The organism is Nonomuraea sp. NPDC050383 (assembly GCF_044459125.1).
Lineage (GTDB): Bacteria > Actinomycetota > Actinomycetes > Streptosporangiales > Streptosporangiaceae > Nonomuraea.
On the sequence record NZ_JBITIP010000010.1, the window covers coordinates 136118 to 154261 of the forward strand.

Sequence of the window (18144 nt, forward strand, 5' to 3'; positions counted from 1 at the left end):
ACCCTTACAGGACCTCCCTCAGCACGCCGAACGCCTCGGCGTGTGTGACTCCGATCTCCGCGCCCCGCAGCGTGGCCAGCGCCGTCACCGACTCCTCGCTCCTGATGTGCGGTGCGGGCCGGTGCTGGCTCTTGTAGCCGCGCAGCGCCTCCAGCTTGCGTTCCATGTGCGGGCTGATGTCGCAGTAGGCCGTCGAGCGCGGCATCGGCTCGGCCGCCCACTGCAGCTTCGACATCTCGTACAGCAGCACGGTCGGCACGAGCCACTTGCCGAACTGCTGGGCGATGGGCCTGGCCGCCGCGAACCCGGCGCCGAACACCGCGAGGTGGTCCTGGTCGTAGTCGGCGAAGCTCGGCAGCAGCAGCAGGTCGGGCCGCCGCTCGTTCAGCGCCTGCTCGAACAGGTCGACCAGGTCCTTGCGCGGCAGCGTGTCCAGCCGCTCGGTCAGGTCCATGTCGCCGTACGCGATCTGGTAGGAGAAGCCCAGCGTGGCCCGGACGGCCTCGATCTCGTCCAGCCGCTGGCGATAGGTGGTGGCGCCGTCGAGGCCGTAGTGCCGCATGCCGTCGACGGCCAGATACAGGACGTGGACCTCGGCGCCCGCCTCGACCTGCGCGGCGATCAGACCGCCGCAGCCGAGTACCTCGTCGTCGGCGTGCGGAGAGATCACCAGCACACGGTCAAAGCGGCGCATTCGCTGCCCTCCGGTCCTCGCGGGCGCGATAGTAGTCGGCGGTGCTCAGGATCAGCTCGTCGAGCGCGACCCTGGGCTGCCAGCCGAGGCCCGTCGCCGCCCGCAGCGCCGGGATCTTGTGGAACGACTCCGCCTCCGCGTAGTACGGCCCGTGCACGCTCCTGCCGTCGACGCTGACGATCGGCGACGCGCTGCCGAGGAGGTCCTTCACCCGGTGGGCCAGCTCCATGATGGTGACGGCGTTCGCCGGGTTGCCGACGTTGATGACGATGTCGTCGCCGTCCAGGGCCGCGTCCATGTAGTCGATCAGGAACCCGGTCAGGTCGCTCGCCGCGATGAAGGCCCTGACCTGGTCGCCGCCCGCGAACACGGTGATCGGCTTCTCGGCCAGCGCCTGCTGGACGAACGTGGGCATGACGAACCCGCCCGCCCGCGACTGCCGCGCCCCCGCCACGTTGAACGGCCGTATGACGACGCCGCGCAGGCCGTGCCGGCGGCTGTTGGAGACCATCGCCTCGGCCAGCGTCTTGGCGATCGCGTACTCGATGCGGGTGTTGTACTGCGTCGGTACGACGATGTCGTCCTTCTCGTCGAGCACGCCGCTGCGCCCGTACACCTCGGCCGAGCTGAACAGGCACAGCGGCGCGCCGGCGCTGATGCAGGCCTCGATGACCGGTGCGGTGCTGCCGATGATGTCGTGGCCGAGCCGGCCCGCCCTGGACAGGATGCTGGCGGGGCCGACGTACGAGGCCGCGTGGATGACGCGGTCGGCGCCGGCGAAGTCGCCTCCCGCCGCCAGGTAGTCCTCCACCCGCTGCCGGACGACCGTGCAGCGGGGGTCGGCGTCGTAGTCCTCGCCGTCGATGACCGCGCCTGCGTTGGAGTCGATGATCGTTACTCGGTGGCCCGCCGCCAAATATGCGTCCACCAGATGTGAGCCGATGAATCCGAGACCGCCCGTGACGATGACCTCGCCACCTGGAGCTCCCACGAGCCTGCCTTTCCCACGAAGCTGCGATTTCGAGGAAAAACGACCACACGGGGCTTGTGCCGCCCCTGTGGCACCTAGCGTGGGATTAAAACAGTTTTCGCCATGCTTGTCACGCATGGCATAAGTTTTCACCGCATGGTCACGATCTTGGGCCGATGTCCGGGATGGGGTGCCGGCGTTTCCCCTACTCTTGATCGCCACAGTGGAATCATGAGGAGAGATCACACAATGGGCTCCATCACGCGAAGCGCGACCCTCGCCCTCGGCATGGCGGCCGCGCTGGCGGCGTCCGTCACGCTGAGCAGTCCGGCCATGGCGGCGTCCTCGCCCGTCGAGGCCTGCGGCGGCGGCAGCTACCACGTCATCGACAGCCACGCCTACGGCTCCAGCGCCGTCACGTACCTCCTCTACAACGGCAGCAGCAACTGCGTGGTCACCTGGAAGACCGGAGCCGCGGGCAACACCGCCTGGGTGCGTGCGGTGGTGCAGGTGTACGGCTCGCCCGGCAAGGTGGACGCGGACAACTACAAGTACTACGCCGGTCCGGTCAAGGTCAGCGCCGCGGGCAAGTGCATCATGTGGGGCGGCTCCTACGGCAGCTCCTGGTACGAGAGCCCCTTCGAGCACTGCGACTGACCCTCGCCGCCCCGCTGCCCGGGCTCGCTGGCGGGAGGGGTGCTGACCTTGGGCGATGATGGCCTTGCTCCCGGACGGACGGACGGACGGATGGACGGGCGGGCGGGGTCGCGGGTGGTGGCGGTTCATGGCGAAGGGAAGGTCAGGAGTGGTCGGCAAGCCGGAGCGGCGGGTCACGGTGTTCGGCGCGGGGTACATCGGTCTGGTGACCGGTGCCTGCCTGGCCGAGCTCGGTCACCGGGTGGTGGTCCGGGACATCGACCCGGGCAAGGTCGATCTGCTGCGCTCCGGCGACATACCGATCTACGAGCCCGGACTGGGTGACATGATCGCCCGGAACAAGGAGCGGCTGACGTTCACGCTGGACCTCCAGGAGGCCCTGGACGGCGCCGAGGTCGCGTACGTGTGCGTGGACACGCCGCCGTCCGCGTCCGGCGACGCGGACCTGTCCCGGGTCTGGTCGGTGATCACGTCGCTGGAGGGCGCGCCGCACCTGCGGGCGGTGGTGGTGAAGTCCACCGTCCCCGTGGGCACCGGCGCCCGGGTGCGGGCCGCGCTGGACGCCGCCGGTCTCGGGCACGTCGGCTACGCCTCCAACCCCGAGTTCACCGCCGAAGGCACCGCGGTCCGCGACTTCATGCGGCCCGACCGGATCGTCGTCGGGGCCTCCGACGAGGGGACCGCCCGCCTGGTCGCGGACCTGCACGAGGGCGTGGAAGGGCCGGTCGTCGTGATGGACGTGCGCTCGGCCGAGATGGTGAAACTCGCCTCGAACGCCCTGCTCGCCACGAAGATCAGCTTCATCAACGAGATCGCGACCCTGTGCGAGAACACCGGCGCCGACGTCGAGGAGGTCGCCCGCGCGGTCGGCCTGGACCATCGGCTCGGCCGCCACTTCCTGCGGCCCGGCATCGGCTGGGGCGGCTCCTGCTTCCCCAAGGACTCCGAGGCGCTGCGGCAACTGGCCAGCAACACCGGCCTCCACCTGCAGCTGCTGTCGGCGGTGATCGAGGTCAACAACCTGCAGAAGCGGCGGGCGATCCAGAAGCTGAAGGAGGAGCTCGGCACCCTGGCCGGCGCCAGGGTGGCGCTGCTCGGCCTGACGTTCAAGCCGGGGACCGACGACATGCGCGAGGCGCCCAGCACGGTGCTGGCGGCGCGGCTGCTGGCGGAGGGCGCCGAGGTGCGCTGCTGGGACCCCATGGCGCGCCCGGCCGAGACGGAGCCGTGGACGTCGACGAGCCGCCACGCGACCCCGGAGCTGGCGGTCGAGGGCGCGGACGCGGCGATCGTGGTGACGGAGTGGCCCCAGCTCAAGGAGGTCGACTGGGCGAAGGCCGCCTCGGTGATGCGGCGTCCGGTGCTCTTCGACGGCCGCAACCTGCTCGACCCGGCCGGGATGCGCTCCGCCGGATGGACGTACATGAGCGTCGGCCGCCCGTAGCCGCCGCGCGCCGTGACGGGGGGCGGTTTCCTCGAATCAACCGTGTAAGTGATCTTCTTCGGCCTAAGATCGCTTACATGCTGCTTTACCGAAAGTTACGGATGATGACTGTCCTCACGGCGGCCTTCGCCGTCGCGCTCACCGGGGCGGTCGCGGGTGGCGTGCAGACGGCGCGGGCCGACCAAGCCCAGCCCGCCGCCGACAGCCAGCTGCTGTTCTACAACCACGCCTACAGCGTGGTCGACCGCGCGACCGCCGACGCCATCGAGCACTCCGACTATCTGAAGGAGTTCGCCAACTTCGAGGTCCGCACCACCACCGGTGGGGGGATGACCTGGACGGGTCGTTACCTCTACGGCCGCCAGACCTACATCGAGCTGTTCGGCGAGAACGATCTGCCCGGCCAGGACGGCCTCTTCGGCTCCGCCGGGCTCGGAGTCTCCACCGAGCACGCCGGCGACCTGGCGACGGTCACCGACCGGCTGAAGGCCCTCGGGATCACCGACCCGGCCAAGTACCGCCAGACGCGTGACTTCGGCGACGGCGTCAAGGTCCCGTGGTTCGACACCATCCGCACCTTCTCCGACCAGTACGACGCCTTCGACCCCTGGGCGATGGAGTACCTGCCGGAGTACTTCGCCGACCCGCGCAGCAAGACCGAGCCGGAGAGCTACCCCGGTGACGTCAGCCGGGAGCGCTACCTGTCCGACGCCTACAGCACCCACCTGATGCGCGACGTCACCGCCGTCCACATGGGGGTCACCGAGCGCGACCTCGCCACCGCGGTGCCGCTGCTGAAGGCCGGCGGGTTCAGCGTCCGCACCATCTCGGGTGGTGGCATCATCGCGGTGGGCGGCGGCACCACGATCCGCCTCGACGCCGTCGCCCGCGCCCAGGCGGGCCTGAAGCAGGTCACCTTCTCGCTCAACAAGACGATCACGTATCAGGACGAGGTCCAGATCGGCCGGTCGACCCTCCTCGTCGGCCCGGGCACCCGCGCCGTGTGGAACTTCGACGGCCCCCAGTAGCCGCTGCCCGGTGAACATCCCCTGGTAGGCAACCCGCCGGACGACGAGGGCATCGTCGTCCGGCGCTCCTTCGCCCAGCCGCCGGGCGACTCCGGGGAGGCCACGACGGCGAAGCGTCAGGCGTCCTCCTCGCGCCGGCCGAAGGAGCGCCGGTACGCGCCCGGCGTGGTGTGCACCAGGGACCGGAAGCGCCGGCGCAGGTTGGTGGCCGAGGACAGGCCGACGCGGCCGGCGATCGTCTCGACCGGTAGATCGGTCTCCTCCAGGAGAGCCCGCGCCGCGGCGATCCGCTGGTCGAGCAGCCACCTGCCCGGGCTGACGCCGAGCTGTCCGGTGAACCGGCGGGCGAGCGTCCGCGGTGAGAGGCCGGCCCGCGCCGCCAGGTCCTCCACGGTCAGGGGCTCGTGCAGCCGCCCGGCGGCCCAGTCGAGGACCCGGGCCAGGGACTCCGCCGGGCGGGCGGCGGAGGCGGGGGCGGCGTACTGCAACTGCCCGCCCTCGCGGTGCGGGGGCATCACCATGTGCCGGGCGATCTGCGCGGCGTACGCCGCGCCGTGGTCGCCGCGGACCAGGTGCAGGCACAGGTCGATGCCGGCGGCGGTGCCGGCGCTGGTGGCGACGTCCCCCAGATCGACGTACAACGTGTCGGGCTCCACCTGGACCTCGGGGAAGCGGGCCGCCAGCTCGGCGGCCATCCGCCAGTGGGTGGTCGCCCTGCGGCGGCTCAGCAGCCCGGCCTCGGCCAGCAGGAAGGCGCCCGAGCAGATCGCGACGAGCCGGGCGCCGCGCCGGTGCGCCCGCCGCACCGCGTCGAGCACGGCGGGCGGGGCGGGCCGCTCGTGGTTCTGCCAGCCGGGCACCACCACCGTGTCCGCCTCCTCCAGCGCCGCCAGCCCCCGGCTCACCACCATGTCGTAGCCGGCCAGGGTGGGCACGGCGCCCGGCCGCTCCCCGCACACCTCGAACGCGTACCGGGCGGGCAGGCTCGGGCGGCGCACGCCGAAGACCTCCTGGGCGCACGCGAGCTCGAACGTCGCCTGCGGCGCCAGCACGAGAGCGGCCACCCGGTGCAGCTTCATGGCAGAAAAGTACTCGTAGGTGTCAAACCAGACGCTGGGCGGGCGGGGGAGTCCGCCGGGACGATGGCGGCATGACATCACCTGCTGACGACATGCAGATCCTGAACCTCGACGAGATCGAGCCCGTCGAGGTCGCCCCCGGCATCTTCCGGCGCGCTCTGCCGGCCACCGACCGGTGCCGCGGCTGGGCGTACGACTTCGCCCCCGGCGCCGAGTGGCCCGAGGTGGACGTGCACGAGGGCGAGGAGCGCTACTACGTGGTGTCGGGCGAGTTCATCGACCGCGGGCACCGGCTCGGGCCGGGCAGCTACGTGGTGTTCGCGCCCGGCAGCACCCACCGCCCGCGCACCGAGACCGGCGCCCGCATGCTCGGCCTCAGCATCCCCCTCCCGTAGCCGCCGTGATCCGTAGCCACCGTGATCCGTAGCCACCGTGATCCGTGGTCACTCCGGGTGGGCGACGTACGTGTCGAAGAAGGCGAAGGTGCGCCGCCACGCGTCGTCCGCGGCCGGGCGGACGTTGCCGTGACTGAGCGGGAACAGAGCCAGCTTGGCGACCGGGTGATGGCCGTCGGTCATGAACGAGTGGCCGGCGTCCGGGTAGATCTCGACGTCGTGCTCGATGCCGAGCGCCCGCATGTGCTCCTTCAGTCGCGCGCCGTGCGGCCGGAAGCCCCGGTCGCGGCCGCCGTAGGAGCCCACGACCGGGCACACCGGCCGCAGCTCCTCCTGGTCGCGGGGGACCATGCCGTAGTTCACCGACGCGGCCCGCACGCCGGGCGGCGCGCTCGCCGCGTACGCCAGGGCGAACCCGCCTCCCATGCAGAACCCGATCACCCCGAGCCGGTCGCCGTCGACGTCGTCGCGGCCGGCCAGCCATCGCCGGGTCGCGTCGATGTCGGCGGCGGGCTGACCCGGCCTGCCGGTCGCGAGCTGCCGCATGGCCCGCGCCAGGCAGCCGACCCTGCTGCCGTGGCTGTACAGATCGGGCAGGACCGCCGCGTACCCCCGGGCGGCGAACAGGTCGAGCACGTCCAGCATGTCCGGCTCGACGCCGTAGATCTCGTGCACCACCACGACCCCCGGCCACCCGTCCGCGGGCGGGACGCCCTCCGGCAAGGCGACCGTCGCCGCCAGGGAGCCGCTGTCCGGCAGTGGGATGCGCACGTCTTTTCTCATCAGCGGCCCTTCGCCCGAACCTCGCTCAAATGACACGTAACGTAACAGGCCGGGCCGCCGCAGGAGCGGGGGCAGGGTGTCCTGCCCCCGCTCCGGGTCACTTCACGAGGTAGGCGTCGGAGAGGATCTGCTGGACGGTGTTGCCGTCCCTGTCCTTGGCCTCGACCTTGACGGAGACGCTGCCCGGGCCCTTGGGGTTGAGCACGAGCACCTTGTCGCCGGGCAGTACCGCGGCCTGCGTCCAGTGGGCGCCCTTGTCGGCGGAGACCCACACCCCGCGCAGCGCCGGCGACCTGCCGCCCTCCGGCTTCACGGTGAAGGTGAACGGCCTGCCGCCCTGGACGGTGTCGTCACCCGGCAGCCCGAGCTCGTACCGGAGCCGGATCAGCGGCACCTGGGCGCAGGGCTGCTTGTCCTCCCACAGCACGGTGTCCAGGCAGGCGTGCGGGGCGTCGCCGGTCGCCGGGCGGGCGGAGCGGAACGTCCAGGTGGTCTCGACCCCGGTGCCGGAGTGCTTGCCGGGGAACGCGTCCTTCCACGAGTCCGTCAGCCGGTACGTCCCGGCCCCGGCGGGGACGGTGTAGTAGGGCAGGCCCAGGTCGTCGTACTGCGGCTTGACCTCGGCGTCACCGCTGAACAGGCGGACCTCCTCGGTCCCCGGCGCGCCCAGGTAGGTGTGGCTCGGGTCGGAGGCGTCGGAGTAGTAGCCGAAGCCGAGCGGGGTGAGCGCGCGCAGCCGCAGCCGGTCGCCCTGGCGGCAGCCGTCGCAGTACAGGGCCGGGCTGACCCAGTCCGGCAGGTCCGGGCCGGTCGTGAGCTGCGCGGGCACGAGCGCCTCGTTCCAGTTCTCCCGCTCCCGGGTGGGGCGGGTGAAGCCGCGGGAGGAGGAGGCGTACCGCTCGGCGTCCGAGGCCGGGTCGCGGAACGAGTAGTCGCGCTCCCACAGCACGTCCTCGCCGGCCGCGTTGTAGTACTCGGTCCTGGCCGTGGGGGCGGCGATGCGGTGCGAGCCGCGGACGCTGAAGCGCTGGTCCTCCGCGAAGGTGTGGTTGACCTCCGTGAAGTCCGCGTGCGGCCCCCATGTGCCCGCCTTCGGGGGGAACTGCGCGTGGTAGGTGGTGTCGATCTCGGTGAGGTCGCGGGCCTTCGGCGTGAAGGTGAGGCGGCCGGCCGTGGCGCCCCGCACGTAGTAGGCCAGCTTGTACTCGAACGGGGTGGTCGGCGTGGAGCGCAGCGCGGCGACCGGATACGGCTTGCGGGCCAGCACCTTGCCCAGCCGGTCCGCCTCACCGCTGTCGATCCACAGCACCGGGATCTTGTTCTGGGCCGTGTACGCGGCGTCGCTGAGCAGCCAGGCGAACCGGTCGCTGGTGACCACGCCCGCGGCCCCCGCCTTGGCGGCCAGCTCCATGTCGGCCAGGAACAGCTGCAGGGAGTCCCTGGCCGGGAGGTGGACGAGCTTGCCGCGCGTGTCGGCGCCGGCGCGCATGTCGTCGCCCGTGGTCAGGCTCAGGCGCCGGTCCGTGGTGAACTTCGGCACCAGCGCGTCGTGCTCGCTGACGTAGCGGGGGTTGAGCTGGAGGCCCGGCACGGTCAGCTCGACCTCGGGGGCTCGGCGGATCTGGTCGAACAGCACCATGGAGGTGCCCACCGTGGGCGCCTTCCGCAGCCGCGTGACCCAGTAGCTGCCGGTGGTGACCGGCTCGTAGCTGAGCAGTGAGGCGCCCGCGTACATCCGGCCCGAGGCGGTGGTGCGGGTGTTCATCACGTTCAGGAACACCGGCTCCGACGTGCGGGGCGTGCTCACGCGGATGGGCTCGACGTCGGTGGCGTCCAGGGTGACCGTGGTGTCGCCGTCGAGCTTGATCTCGGGGGCGAGCAGCGTGGCGTACTGGAGCTGCCGGTCCGGCTTGGTGTACCACCAGGGCATGTCGCCGAAGGAGTAGACGCCGCCGTGGGCGAGCCTGAACCGGGCCTCGAACGTGCCCGGCGTGTCGGTGGCCCGCCAGTCGTCGGTGGCCACGGTCATCGGCTCACCTTCGAGGAGCGGGTCGGTGTCGCTGACCCGCAGGGCGGACACGATGCCCCGGTTCATCGTCCATTCGGGCCGGCCGACGAGCCGGACGCGCACGGTGTTCATCCTGGCCTGCTTACGGAACGCGATCGGCGCGGTCAGCCGGGCCGTGCCCGCGGTCGCCGTCAGGCGCCCCTCGTACCAGCCGGGATCGCCAAGCGTGGGCTCGATCGTGAGGTCCGCGCTCGCGGTGCCGCCCGCGGGGACGGTGAGCGACGACGGGGTGATCGTGGCCATCCCGGCGGGGGGCTGGGCGTCACCGTGCTTCAGCGTCAGCGACAGGTTCAGCGTGACGGGCTCCTTGCCGGTGTTGCGGTAGGTCACCTTCCGGGTCAGCGTCTGGCCGGTGTACGGGTCGGTGAAGCCGGCGTAGACGGTCGCCAGGTCGTCGAAGACCTGCTGGGTGACGGCCTGGCCGATGTCGAGCCGGCCCGCGCCCTGGTCGTGGGCCGTGGCGTCGCCCGGCTTGGCGGTGCCCGTCAGCGCGGTCTTGAGCTGGTCGGGCGTCCAGTCGGGGTGCTGGGCGGCGAGGATGCCGGCGGCGGCCGCCACGTGCGGGGCGGCCATCGAGGTGCCGGACGCCGCGGTGTAGTGCTCGTCGACGGGGCCGCCGCCGGGGACGCTGCTGCCCTGGCCGAGGGAGGTGCCGGCCGCGCGCGCCGCGACGATGTTCACGCCGGGCGCGGTGATCTCCGGCTTGATCGCGAAGTCGTCGCTCAGGCGGGGGCCGCGGCTGGAGAACTCGGCGATCCGGTCGGCGGAGTCCACCGCGCCCACGGTCAGCGCCGAGGTGGCCGCGCCGGGAGAGGCGATGGTGTACCGGCCGGGGCCCGAATTGCCGGCCGCGACCACGAACAGCGTGCCGTACGCGGCGGTCAGCTCGTCGGCCGCCTGGCTCAGCGGGTCGGTGCCGTCGGTCGGGCTGCTGCTGCCCAGGCTCATGTTGACCACCCGGGCGTGCGCGGTGGCCGCCTGCCACTGCATCGCCGCGATGATCTCGGAGTCGTTGCCGCTGCCCGTGTCGTCCAGCGCCTTGGCGATGGTCAGCCGGGTGCCGGGGGCGACGCCCTTGTACCTGCCGTTGGAGGCGGCGCCGCTGCCGGCGATGATGGACGCCACGTGGGTGCCGTGACCGACGCGGTCGGTGACCTCCGCCGGGTCGCCGCCGCCCGGGCTGCCCGCGGGGACGAAGTTGCGGGCCGAGGCGACCCTGCCCTGCAGGTCGGGGTGGGCGGCGTCGATGCCGGTGTCGATGACGCCGACCGTGGCGCCCGTGCCGTCGAACCCGGCCGCCCAGGCCGCGGGGGCGCCGATCTGCGCGTTGCTGACGTCGTCGAGCGCCTTGACCTTGCCGTCGAGCCACACCTTGCGCAGGTCGGCCGTCAGGGCCTTGCCCGTGCTCCCTCCCAAGGACTGCCAGAACGTGGTGGCGTCCTTCTTGTCCAGCTTGATCGCCGCGCCGTCGATGCTCTCCAGCACCACCGGCTCCCCGCCGCCCTTCAGTGACCTGGCCTTGCCCGCCAGGTCGCCGGCCTTGGTCTGCGGCCGGTACTGGAGGATGAGCGGGATCCGCGCGGCCTTGGCGTCGCCGTAGCCGTTGGCCGCCAGGTAGTCGACGTTGAACAGCTCCTTGTCCAGCAGGCCCTTGCTGATGTAAGGACCGGCGTCAGCGGGGATCACGTAGTAGCCGTGATCGTCCTGCTGGGCCTGGTACGTCCGCGCCTCGTGGCCCTCGGCGGGCTCCAGGGTGGCGGACGCGCGGCCCGCGCCGTCCCTGGCGTAGGTGACGGTGTCCCCGGTGATCAGCGTGATCCTGACGGGTGGAGTGCCGATCGCGGGCGCGTTCGCCCTGGTGGCCGAGGGGGCGGCGGTCGCCGTGGTGGCCGTTGCCGGGACCGCGGAGAGCGGCACCGCCAGGACGGCCGCGAGTAAGGCCACGGCTCCGCGGCGCCGGGGGGTGGACAGCATGCGCACAACCTTCTCCAGACGTGAGAAACACCGGCCATCGTCGCCCGCGCGCGATGGAGATCGTTTCCTCGCTGACCTAATCTGGGAATCAGTCAGGGCACAAGTCCGCCGGACGGGCCAAAACCCGCCAGGTGGCGGTATCCCGCCACCTCTCCACCGGGAGAAGGGGCGTCGCCGATGCTCGAAGCGATCGGCCTGTCACCGGCCGAGAGCCGTCTGTACACGACGCTCGTCGAGAACCCGCGGTCCTCCGCCGCGGAGCTCGCCACGCACTGCGGCGTCTCCACGCTCCTGGCGGCCCGCACGCTGGCGGCCTTCGCGCGGCGCGGCCTGGCCAGCAGGCTGCCCGGCCGCCGTGCCCGTTACGTCGCCGTCGCGCCCGACATCGCGATCAGGCCGCTGCTCACCCGCCAGGAGGAGGAGCTGCACCAGGTGCGCACGGCCATCCACGAGCTCACCACGTCGTTCCACCTGGCCTCCCGCTACGCGACGCATCCGGCCGAGCAGGTCGAGGTCGTCACGGGGACCGGCAACATCATCAGCCGGGCGTACGCGCTGCAGGACAGCGCCCAGACCATGTTCCGCAACATCGACAAGCCCCCGTACGTCATGCGCGGCCACGCCGACAACGTCGAGCGCGAGCGGCGGATGCTCAAGTCGGGCATCGACTACCGCAGTGTGTACGACCTGGAGTCCCTGGCGGTGCCGGGCAAGCTGCGGCTCATCCAGGACTCCATGGCCCACGGCGAGCAGGCCCGCGTGGTGGCCGGGGCGGCGGCCAAGATGTGGATCGCCGACGACGCGCTCGCGCTGATCCCCATCCGCAACGGCTCGTACTCCATCGACGCGGCGTTCATCCTGCACCAGTCGGCCCTGCTGGACGCGCTGATCGCGCTGTTCGAACGGGAGTGGGGACGGGGGTTCCCGCTGCGGGGGACACCCCGCCCAGCCGCTCCCGACGGGCCCGACGAGGCGACCAGGGAGCTGCTGGCGCTGCTCGCGGGCGGGCTGACCGACGAGGCCATCGCGCGGACGCTGGGACTCGGCCTGCGTACCGTGCAGCGCCGCATCCACGCGGTCATGCGCGACCTGAACGCCATCACCCGCTTCCAGGCCGGGCTCGCGGCCCGCGAGCGCGGCTGGATCTAGGGAGCGGCGGCGGCCGGGTCACCGCCGGAGGCGCCGTTCACGGGTTCGGGACGGCGCCGGCCCACGGGTTCGGGACGGCGCCGGCCTACGGGGTGGAGACGGCGTCGACGGGCCGGACGCGGAGGGCGCCCAACGCCGTGCCGAGCGTGGCGGCCATGACGAGGAGCAAGGAGCCGCCCACGATGACCAGGTACGTCCAGAGCGGTCCCAGAGGGACCGGTGAGCCGGTCTTGACCAGGCTGTACGGCACGACCGTGACCGCCGCGGCCACGGTGCCGAGCACGACGCCGATGCCGACCGTGACGGCGGTCTCGACGGTGACCATCCGCAGCACCTGACCGCGGGTGGCGGCGGACAGCCGCAGCAGGCCGAACTCCCCACGCCGCCGGCGGGTGGCCGCCACCACGGTGTTGACCACGACGATCGCCGAGAAGCCGATGATCATCGTGACGACCAGGTAGTTCACCGGGGCCAGCCGTGAGCCGACGTCACCCGCGGCGGCGGCCACCTGATGAACGCCGTCCTCCGTGCTCTGCATGTACAGCGTTCCGGCGGCGATGCCCACGAGGAGGATCAGGGGCGACGCCACGCCGGCGGTGTGCCTGGCCCGCGCGTGGACGTTGCGGGCGGCCAGCCGGGCGCTCGCCCCGATCGCCGTCCCGATGCCCGCCCGGGTGAGCGGCCCGACCCACGTCACGGCCGCCGGGCCGAGCAGGGCGAGCCCGACCGCCACGGCGACGCCCGCCGGGCCCGCCGTGCTGGAGAGGAGCGGGCCGTTCTCCATGAGCAGTGTCCCCGCCCCCAGGCTCAGCCCCACCGCCACGAGTCCGAGGCCGGCGAGCAGGCGCGCCCGGGTCAGCAGGGGAGCCGCCGCGGGCGTGGCCTCCGACAGCGCCCGCACGGGCGGGACGGACGCCGCCCTCCTGCTGGAGATCAGCGCGGCCCCGAGCGCAGCGAGCAGGGAGACGCCCGCCCCGATCGCCAGGCTCGGCCATCCCACGCTGAGCTCGGTCCGGGCGCCGACGAGGCCGCCGTCCACCAGCCTCCGGAAGACGACCACGCCGAGCCCCGCACCGGGGGCGAGACCGGCGGCGACCGCGGGCACCGCCACCGTCACCGTCTCCCGGACGACACTCTGCCGGATCTGCCGCGGGGTGGCGGCGATCGACCGCAGCAGCGCGAGCTCCCGCTCCCGGTGCTGGATCGTCAGGGACACGGTGGAGACCACGCCGAAGGCCACGATCGCCACCGTCCACCCGCCGAGGATGGCGGGCAGCATGACGAGGAACCCGGTGTCGTCGTGGGACCTCAGCCCGGTCTCCAGCAGCGTCGCGAACGCGGTGAGCAGGGCGGTGCCCGCCGCCATCACGGCGGCCGAGGCCAGGAAGGACGCCCTGTGCGAGCGGATCGTGAGGAACGCCAGCCGCCACATCATCGGGGGTCACCGGTCCGGTGCAGCAGGCCTGTCCCGGCCGTCCGGGCCGGGGGCGCCGGCTCGGAGAGCCGGGCCATGCGCTCGGCCACCGCCGCGGCGTGCGGGCGCGCCATGCTGTCGGCGATCCGCCCGTCGGCGAAGAAGACCACGGTGTCGGCGTAGGAGGCGGCGACCGGGTCGTGGGTGACCATCACGATCGTCTGGCCGGTCAGGCTCACGGCCTCCCGCAGGATGGTGAGGACCTCACGGGCGACCCTGGTGTCGAGCGCGCCGGTGGGCTCGTCGGCGAAGATGACGGCAGGCTCGGAGAGCAGGGCGCGGGCGATGGCGACGCGCTGCTGCTGGCCGCCGGACAGCTCCGCCGGCCGATGGCCGGTCCGGTCGCCGAGCCCGAGCCGGGCGAGCAGTTCCCGCACCCGCCGGCGGTCCGCGCGGCGGCCGGCGAACTCCAGGGGCAGTGTCACGTTCTGCTCGACCGTCAACGTCGGCACGAGGTTGAACGACTGGAAGACGAATCCCATGCGGTCGCGCCGGAGGCGGGTCAGGGCCGTTTCGTCCATGCCCCTCAGGTCGCGGCCGTCCAGGACGACGGATCCGGACGTGGGCCGGTCGAGCCCGGCGGCGCAGTGCAGCAGGGTGCTCTTCCCCGAGCCGGAAGGGCCCATCACGGCGGTGAAGGTGGCCCGGGGGACGCGCATCGTGACCCGGTCGAGGGCGGTGACGGCGGCGTCGCCGTGTCCGTGGCGCTTGGTCACGTCGTGCAGTTCGAGGGCGTGGGGGGCAGGAGCGCCCCCTCCTCGTGAGTACGCTGTACGAGACATAAAGACACCGTACTCCCCCCAGGGAGCACATGCGGCACGCGAAGCCATATACGCAGGTGAAATGGGGTTAATCGATGGCTCCTCCGCGCTTCGTCTATACTTTCGTCACGCCGCGAGATTCGTGACGAAAATCAGGATGGACATCGAGCATGCCGACATGCGAGACGTGTGGACGGGCCCTCGGCGCGAGCGAGCGGGGACGCCCTCCCCGGTACTGCTCGCGCGCCTGCCGGGCGCGGGCCTACCGGATGCGGGTCGCGGACCGCCTGGCGGCCGACGCGCGGGAGGAGGGCCGGGCGGCCCCCGAGGCGGAGGTCCCGCACCCGCCGCCCGCGGGGACGGAGGGCGGAGCGCCGGAGGTCGCCCTGGACCGGTCGCTCATCGTGCGCACCGCCACCGACGTCGCCGACCGGGAGGGCGTCGCCGCGGTGTCCATGCGGCGCGTCGCGGCACGGCTCGGGGTGGGCGTGATGTCGCTCTACCGCTATGTCGCGAACCGCGAGGAGCTCAACGACCTCATGGTGGACGCGGTCTTCGGCGAACGGCCGCTGCCCGAGCCCGGCCCCGACGGCTGGCGCGCCAAGCTGGAGCTGTCCGCGCGCGCGGAGTGGGCGATCTACCAGGACCACCCCTGGGTGTCCCACCTCGTCGCGGTCACGACCCGGCCGCCCGTCGCCCCCAACCTCATGGCCTACACCGACTGGCGGATGCGCGCCCTGGCCGGCCACGACCTGGACTTCACCACGCTGGTCCAGGTCGCCATCATGATCGGCACCTACCTGCAGAGCGCCGCCATCCCCCTCGCCCACGAGGCGCAGGTCGCCCGGACGACCCGGCACACCCGTCAGCAGTGGGCCGACGCCCGGCAGGACGCGATCCACCGCACCATCCACGCCGCGCGGCTGCCCATGGTGTCGGAGTTCGGCAGCGAGGCGTTCCAGGCGTCGGAGCCGGAGAGCATCTTCGAGTTCGGCCTGCACCGCATGCTCGACGGCATCGCCGCCCTGCTGGACCGCGGCCCCGGCGCCCCCTAGCCGCGCCCGCCGTGTCGCCCCGTCCGTCAGAGCGGGATGAACAGCGCCTCGAACGGCGCCTCGCCGACGCCCGTCGTGACGTGCCCCAGGCCGGTCGTGTCGGCGGCGAGCACCAGGTCACCGGGGCCGAAACGGCGCCGGCCGCCGTCGGTCACCGTCACCTCGATCGTGCCGCGCAGCATCACCACCCACTGCTCGCGCGGCGCCGGGTGGGCGCTGCTGTCGAACGCGGCGCTGCGCAGGAACTGCACGCCGTCCCTCGACGGCAGCCCGCCCACCGCCATGGCCGGCACCCCGTCGGCGACCTGTCGCCGCTCGAGCGCGATCTCGCCGTCCTCGAACGCCGAACCGCCGTCCTCCGTGCGGATGATCCTGGTTAAGCGCATCAGCTCACCCCGATGAACTGGTGGTCGGTACGGATCCGGCCCTCGCCGTCCAGGGCCAGGATGTCCAGGCCACCGCCCACGACCTCGCCGTCCCGGACGGACACCATCGACCACCGGACGCCGATCACGTTCGACAGGAGGACGAACGGCTCCCCGGCGACCCGGAAGACGTGCTCGCCCGGCGCCACGAACATCTCGTAGGCACGGGTCACCCTGGCGTCCAAAGCCTCGTGGCCGTGGACCTCCAGCGGCGGCACGGGAAAGGCGAGCGCCGCGGCGGCGTCGCGGATCGCCTCGGGCGGATCGATCAGCACCTGGATCCCGCCGGGTGCCCACAGCTCACGGATGAGGGCGCCGCGCGTCGCCGGATCGGGCTCGTTCCACTGGGCGACATAGCGGTCGGCGCACTGCTTGACATCGAATGTGTTGCTCATGGCCAGCAGTGTGCGGGCCCGGGCGGCGGCCGCGCGATTCCCTGGAGGGAATCGCGCCACCGCGGATGTCCACTATGAATGGTGACATGACGGTCTTGGCGGAACCCGAGCAGTTCGCCCGCGAGCTACGGCGCTGGCGGACGCGCCGCCGCTTCAGCCAGCTCGACCTGGCGATCCGGGCCGACACCACCCAGCGCCATCTGAGCTTCCTCGAACAGGGACGTTCACGGCCGGGCCGCGTCATGGTGGTGCGGCTCGCCGAGTCGCTGGGGCTGTCGCTGCGGGAGCGGAACGAGCTCCTGCTCGCGGCGGGCTACGCGCCGATGTACGCCGAGTCGAGCCTCGACGCCCCCGAGCTCGGCCCGGTGCGTGAGGCGCTGGAGCGCATCCTCGACGGCCACCTGCCGTATCCCGCGGTCGTCGTCCGGCGGCACGGCGAGCTGGTCGCCGCCAACGCGGCGTTCGGCGTGCTGCACGAGGGCGCCGCCCCCGCGCTGCTGGAGCCGCCGCTCAACGTGCTGCGGCTCGCCCTGCATCCCGAGGGCATGGCCCGCCGCGTGGAGAACCTGCCCGAGTGGGGCCGCCACATCACCGGCAGCCTGCGCGACCAGCTGCGGCAGAGCCCCGATCCGGACCTGGAGGAGTTCATCGCCGAGCTGGACGGCTACCTTCCCGACGTGGACCCACCGGCGGGGCATCTGGGCTTCGCCGTGCCGCTGCGGCTGCGGGTGCCGGAAGGCGAGCTGCGCCTCATCACCACGCTGACGTCGTTCGCGACGGCCGTGGACGTCACGCTGTCCGAGCTGCGCCTCGAAGCGTTCCTGCCCGCCGACGAGCCCACGGCGGACATCCTCAGGCGGAGGGCCATGTGACCAAGATTACATCTGATTAGATGCATCAAGTCTGATATGTTTTCGCCATGAACGGATTCCTCAGCGTCCCCGGTGCCCGGCTCTACTACGAGGTCCGCGGTACGGGCCCGGTCCTGCTCATCTCCCAGAGCGGCGAGGGCGACGCCGGCCGCACCGTCGACCTGGTGGACCGGCTCGTCGCCGACCACACCGTCATCACCTACGACCGGCGCGGCCTGTCCCGCAGCACGCTGGACGACCCGGCCGGCGGCGCGACGGTGGCCGAGCACACCGACGACGTGCACCGGCTGCTCGCCGAGCTCACCGACGAGCCCGCCCGCATGCTCGGCTGCAGCTTCGGCGCGGTGCTCGGCCTGCACCTGGCCGTCCGGCACCCGGCCCAGCTCCACACGCTCGTCGCCCACGAGCCCGTCGCGCCCTCCCTGCTGCCCGCCGCCGAACGCCGCCTCCACGAGGAGGAGCTCCAGGAACTCCAGCGGCTCTACCAGGACCAGGGGCTCGCCGGAGCGTTCGGCAAGATCGCCGAAGTCCTCGGCATCCAGCTCGGCCGGCAGGAGACCGAGCCCGGGCTCACCCAGCACCCCATGGACGACCGGCGCAGGGCCGCCTTCGACTTCTTCATCCGCAACGACTTCGGCGCCATCGTCCTCGACACCCTCGACACCGCCGCGATCGCCGCCAGTCCGGTGCGGATCATCCCGGCGGCGGGGCGCACCACGCCCCGGCACGTGTTCGACCACCGCTGCGCGCACGAGCTGGCGACCCTCGTCGGGCGAGAGGTCGAGGAGTTCCCCGGCGGCCACAACGGCAATCTCACCCACCCGCGCGCGTACGCCGCCCGGCTGCGCGACCTGTTCTGACGGCCCGGAGGGCCCTGGATATTCATGTATATCCAGTAGGGAATGTTGACTATGCGCGACC

General features: G+C 72.3%; 17 protein-coding genes. 8 read left to right on the top strand and 9 right to left on the bottom strand.

Going from position 1 to position 18144, the window contains the following annotated elements:
• Positions 1-4 precede the first annotated feature (4 nt).
• Entirely contained in the window at positions 5-670 is a 666-nt protein-coding gene (locus ACIBG4_RS24925) for a PIG-L family deacetylase (RefSeq protein WP_355445478.1), read from the bottom strand.
• A 10-nt stretch (positions 671-680) separates the two neighbouring features.
• Complete coding sequence (locus ACIBG4_RS24930) at positions 681-1685, bottom strand: NAD-dependent epimerase/dehydratase family protein (RefSeq protein WP_397203835.1); 1005 nt, start codon at positions 1683-1685, stop codon at positions 681-683.
• A 228-nt stretch (positions 1686-1913) separates the two neighbouring features.
• Between ACIBG4_RS24930 and ACIBG4_RS24935 the strand changes: the two genes are divergently transcribed.
• From ACIBG4_RS24935 to ACIBG4_RS24945, 3 genes are all read left to right on the top strand, one after another.
• Positions 1914-2321 (top strand): spore-associated protein A, encoded by a 408-nt coding sequence (locus ACIBG4_RS24935; RefSeq protein ID WP_310713207.1) that lies wholly within the window; start codon positions 1914-1916, stop codon positions 2319-2321.
• Positions 2322-2448: 127 nt separating this feature from the next.
• Positions 2449-3765: a UDP-glucose dehydrogenase family protein gene (locus ACIBG4_RS24940; RefSeq protein WP_397203836.1), complete on the top strand. Its 1317-nt coding sequence runs from the start codon at positions 2449-2451 to the stop codon at positions 3763-3765.
• Between the two features lie 77 nt (positions 3766-3842).
• The gene (locus ACIBG4_RS24945; RefSeq protein ID WP_397203837.1) at positions 3843-4793 is read left to right on the top strand and encodes a DUF5829 family protein; all 951 of its coding nucleotides are present in this window, start codon (positions 3843-3845) and stop codon (positions 4791-4793) included.
• Positions 4794-4909: 116 nt separating this feature from the next.
• On the opposite strand, the gene ACIBG4_RS24950 is transcribed toward ACIBG4_RS24945, so the two are convergent.
• The gene (locus ACIBG4_RS24950; protein WP_397203838.1) at positions 4910-5872 is read right to left on the bottom strand and encodes a helix-turn-helix domain-containing protein; all 963 of its coding nucleotides are present in this window, start codon (positions 5870-5872) and stop codon (positions 4910-4912) included.
• Positions 5873-5943: 71 nt separating this feature from the next.
• On the opposite strand from ACIBG4_RS24950, the gene ACIBG4_RS24955 reads away from it, so the two are divergent.
• Positions 5944-6267, top strand: a complete 324-nt coding sequence (locus ACIBG4_RS24955; protein WP_397203839.1) for a cupin domain-containing protein — start codon at positions 5944-5946, stop codon at positions 6265-6267.
• 48 nt (positions 6268-6315) lie between these two features.
• On the opposite strand, the gene ACIBG4_RS24960 is transcribed toward ACIBG4_RS24955, so the two are convergent.
• Together ACIBG4_RS24960 and ACIBG4_RS24965 are read right to left on the bottom strand one after the other, a co-directional pair.
• The gene (locus ACIBG4_RS24960) at positions 6316-7038 is read right to left on the bottom strand and encodes a dienelactone hydrolase family protein (protein WP_397203840.1); all 723 of its coding nucleotides are present in this window, start codon (positions 7036-7038) and stop codon (positions 6316-6318) included.
• A gap of 109 nt (positions 7039-7147) precedes the next feature.
• Entirely contained in the window at positions 7148-11092 is a 3945-nt protein-coding gene (locus ACIBG4_RS24965; RefSeq protein ID WP_397203841.1) for a S8 family serine peptidase, read from the bottom strand.
• 177 nt (positions 11093-11269) lie between these two features.
• On the opposite strand from ACIBG4_RS24965, the gene ACIBG4_RS24970 reads away from it, so the two are divergent.
• Entirely contained in the window at positions 11270-12241 is a 972-nt protein-coding gene (locus ACIBG4_RS24970; protein ID WP_355445503.1) for a helix-turn-helix domain-containing protein, read from the top strand.
• Positions 12242-12326: 85 nt separating this feature from the next.
• On the opposite strand, the gene ACIBG4_RS24975 is transcribed toward ACIBG4_RS24970, so the two are convergent.
• Positions 12327-13676 carry an FtsX-like permease family protein gene (locus tag ACIBG4_RS24975; RefSeq protein ID WP_397203842.1) on the bottom strand — a complete coding sequence of 450 codons (1350 nt, stop codon included), beginning with the start codon at positions 13674-13676 and terminating at the stop codon, positions 12327-12329.
• On the bottom strand, positions 13673-14497 hold the full coding sequence (locus ACIBG4_RS24980; RefSeq protein ID WP_397203843.1) for an ABC transporter ATP-binding protein: 825 nt from the start codon (positions 14495-14497) through the stop codon (positions 13673-13675). The genes ACIBG4_RS24975 and ACIBG4_RS24980 overlap by 4 nt, the downstream gene beginning before the upstream one ends.
• Before the next feature lie 149 nt (positions 14498-14646).
• Here ACIBG4_RS24980 and ACIBG4_RS24985 point away from each other — a divergent pair, with 149 nt between their 5' ends.
• Entirely contained in the window at positions 14647-15531 is an 885-nt protein-coding gene (locus ACIBG4_RS24985; RefSeq protein ID WP_397203844.1) for a TetR/AcrR family transcriptional regulator, read from the top strand.
• A gap of 26 nt (positions 15532-15557) precedes the next feature.
• On the opposite strand, the gene ACIBG4_RS24990 is transcribed toward ACIBG4_RS24985, so the two are convergent.
• Together ACIBG4_RS24990 and ACIBG4_RS24995 are read right to left on the bottom strand one after the other, a co-directional pair.
• Entirely contained in the window at positions 15558-15917 is a 360-nt protein-coding gene (locus ACIBG4_RS24990) for a hypothetical protein (RefSeq protein ID WP_397203846.1), read from the bottom strand.
• Positions 15917-16351: a hypothetical protein gene (locus ACIBG4_RS24995; RefSeq protein ID WP_397203848.1), complete on the bottom strand. Its 435-nt coding sequence runs from the start codon at positions 16349-16351 to the stop codon at positions 15917-15919. The genes ACIBG4_RS24990 and ACIBG4_RS24995 overlap by 1 nt, the downstream gene beginning before the upstream one ends.
• Positions 16352-16437: 86 nt before the next feature.
• Between ACIBG4_RS24995 and ACIBG4_RS25000 the strand changes: the two genes are divergently transcribed.
• Positions 16438-17223: a helix-turn-helix domain-containing protein gene (locus ACIBG4_RS25000; protein WP_397203849.1), complete on the top strand. Its 786-nt coding sequence runs from the start codon at positions 16438-16440 to the stop codon at positions 17221-17223.
• Positions 17224-17270: 47 nt separating this feature from the next.
• Complete coding sequence (locus ACIBG4_RS25005; RefSeq protein ID WP_397203850.1) at positions 17271-18083, top strand: alpha/beta fold hydrolase; 813 nt, start codon at positions 17271-17273, stop codon at positions 18081-18083.
• The last annotated feature ends 61 nt before the right edge of the window (positions 18084-18144 follow it).

What these genes read in the sequence shown, in the direction of transcription:
- ACIBG4_RS24935 (WP_310713207.1), top strand. Translation starts at nt 1,914, where the DNA reads ATGGGCTCCATCACGCGAAGCGCGACCCTCGCCCTCGGCATGGCGGCC.
- ACIBG4_RS24940 (WP_397203836.1), top strand. Translation starts at nt 2,449, where the DNA reads ATGGCGAAGGGAAGGTCAGGAGTGGTCGGCAAGCCGGAGCGGCGGGTC.
- ACIBG4_RS24945 (WP_397203837.1), top strand. Translation starts at nt 3,843, where the DNA reads ATGCTGCTTTACCGAAAGTTACGGATGATGACTGTCCTCACGGCGGCC.
- ACIBG4_RS24950 (WP_397203838.1), bottom strand. Translation starts at nt 5,872, where the DNA reads ATGAAGCTGCACCGGGTGGCCGCTCTCGTGCTGGCGCCGCAGGCGACG.
- ACIBG4_RS24955 (WP_397203839.1), top strand. Translation starts at nt 5,944, where the DNA reads ATGACATCACCTGCTGACGACATGCAGATCCTGAACCTCGACGAGATC.
- ACIBG4_RS24965 (WP_397203841.1), bottom strand. Translation starts at nt 11,092, where the DNA reads ATGCTGTCCACCCCCCGGCGCCGCGGAGCCGTGGCCTTACTCGCGGCC.
- ACIBG4_RS24970 (WP_355445503.1), top strand. Translation starts at nt 11,270, where the DNA reads ATGCTCGAAGCGATCGGCCTGTCACCGGCCGAGAGCCGTCTGTACACG.
- ACIBG4_RS24975 (WP_397203842.1), bottom strand. Translation starts at nt 13,676, where the DNA reads ATGATGTGGCGGCTGGCGTTCCTCACGATCCGCTCGCACAGGGCGTCC.
- ACIBG4_RS24980 (WP_397203843.1), bottom strand. Translation starts at nt 14,497, where the DNA reads ATGTCTCGTACAGCGTACTCACGAGGAGGGGGCGCTCCTGCCCCCCAC.
- ACIBG4_RS24985 (WP_397203844.1), top strand. Translation starts at nt 14,647, where the DNA reads ATGCCGACATGCGAGACGTGTGGACGGGCCCTCGGCGCGAGCGAGCGG.
- ACIBG4_RS24990 (WP_397203846.1), bottom strand. Translation starts at nt 15,917, where the DNA reads ATGCGCTTAACCAGGATCATCCGCACGGAGGACGGCGGTTCGGCGTTC.
- ACIBG4_RS24995 (WP_397203848.1), bottom strand. Translation starts at nt 16,351, where the DNA reads ATGAGCAACACATTCGATGTCAAGCAGTGCGCCGACCGCTATGTCGCC.
- ACIBG4_RS25000 (WP_397203849.1), top strand. Translation starts at nt 16,438, where the DNA reads ATGACGGTCTTGGCGGAACCCGAGCAGTTCGCCCGCGAGCTACGGCGC.
- ACIBG4_RS25005 (WP_397203850.1), top strand. Translation starts at nt 17,271, where the DNA reads ATGAACGGATTCCTCAGCGTCCCCGGTGCCCGGCTCTACTACGAGGTC.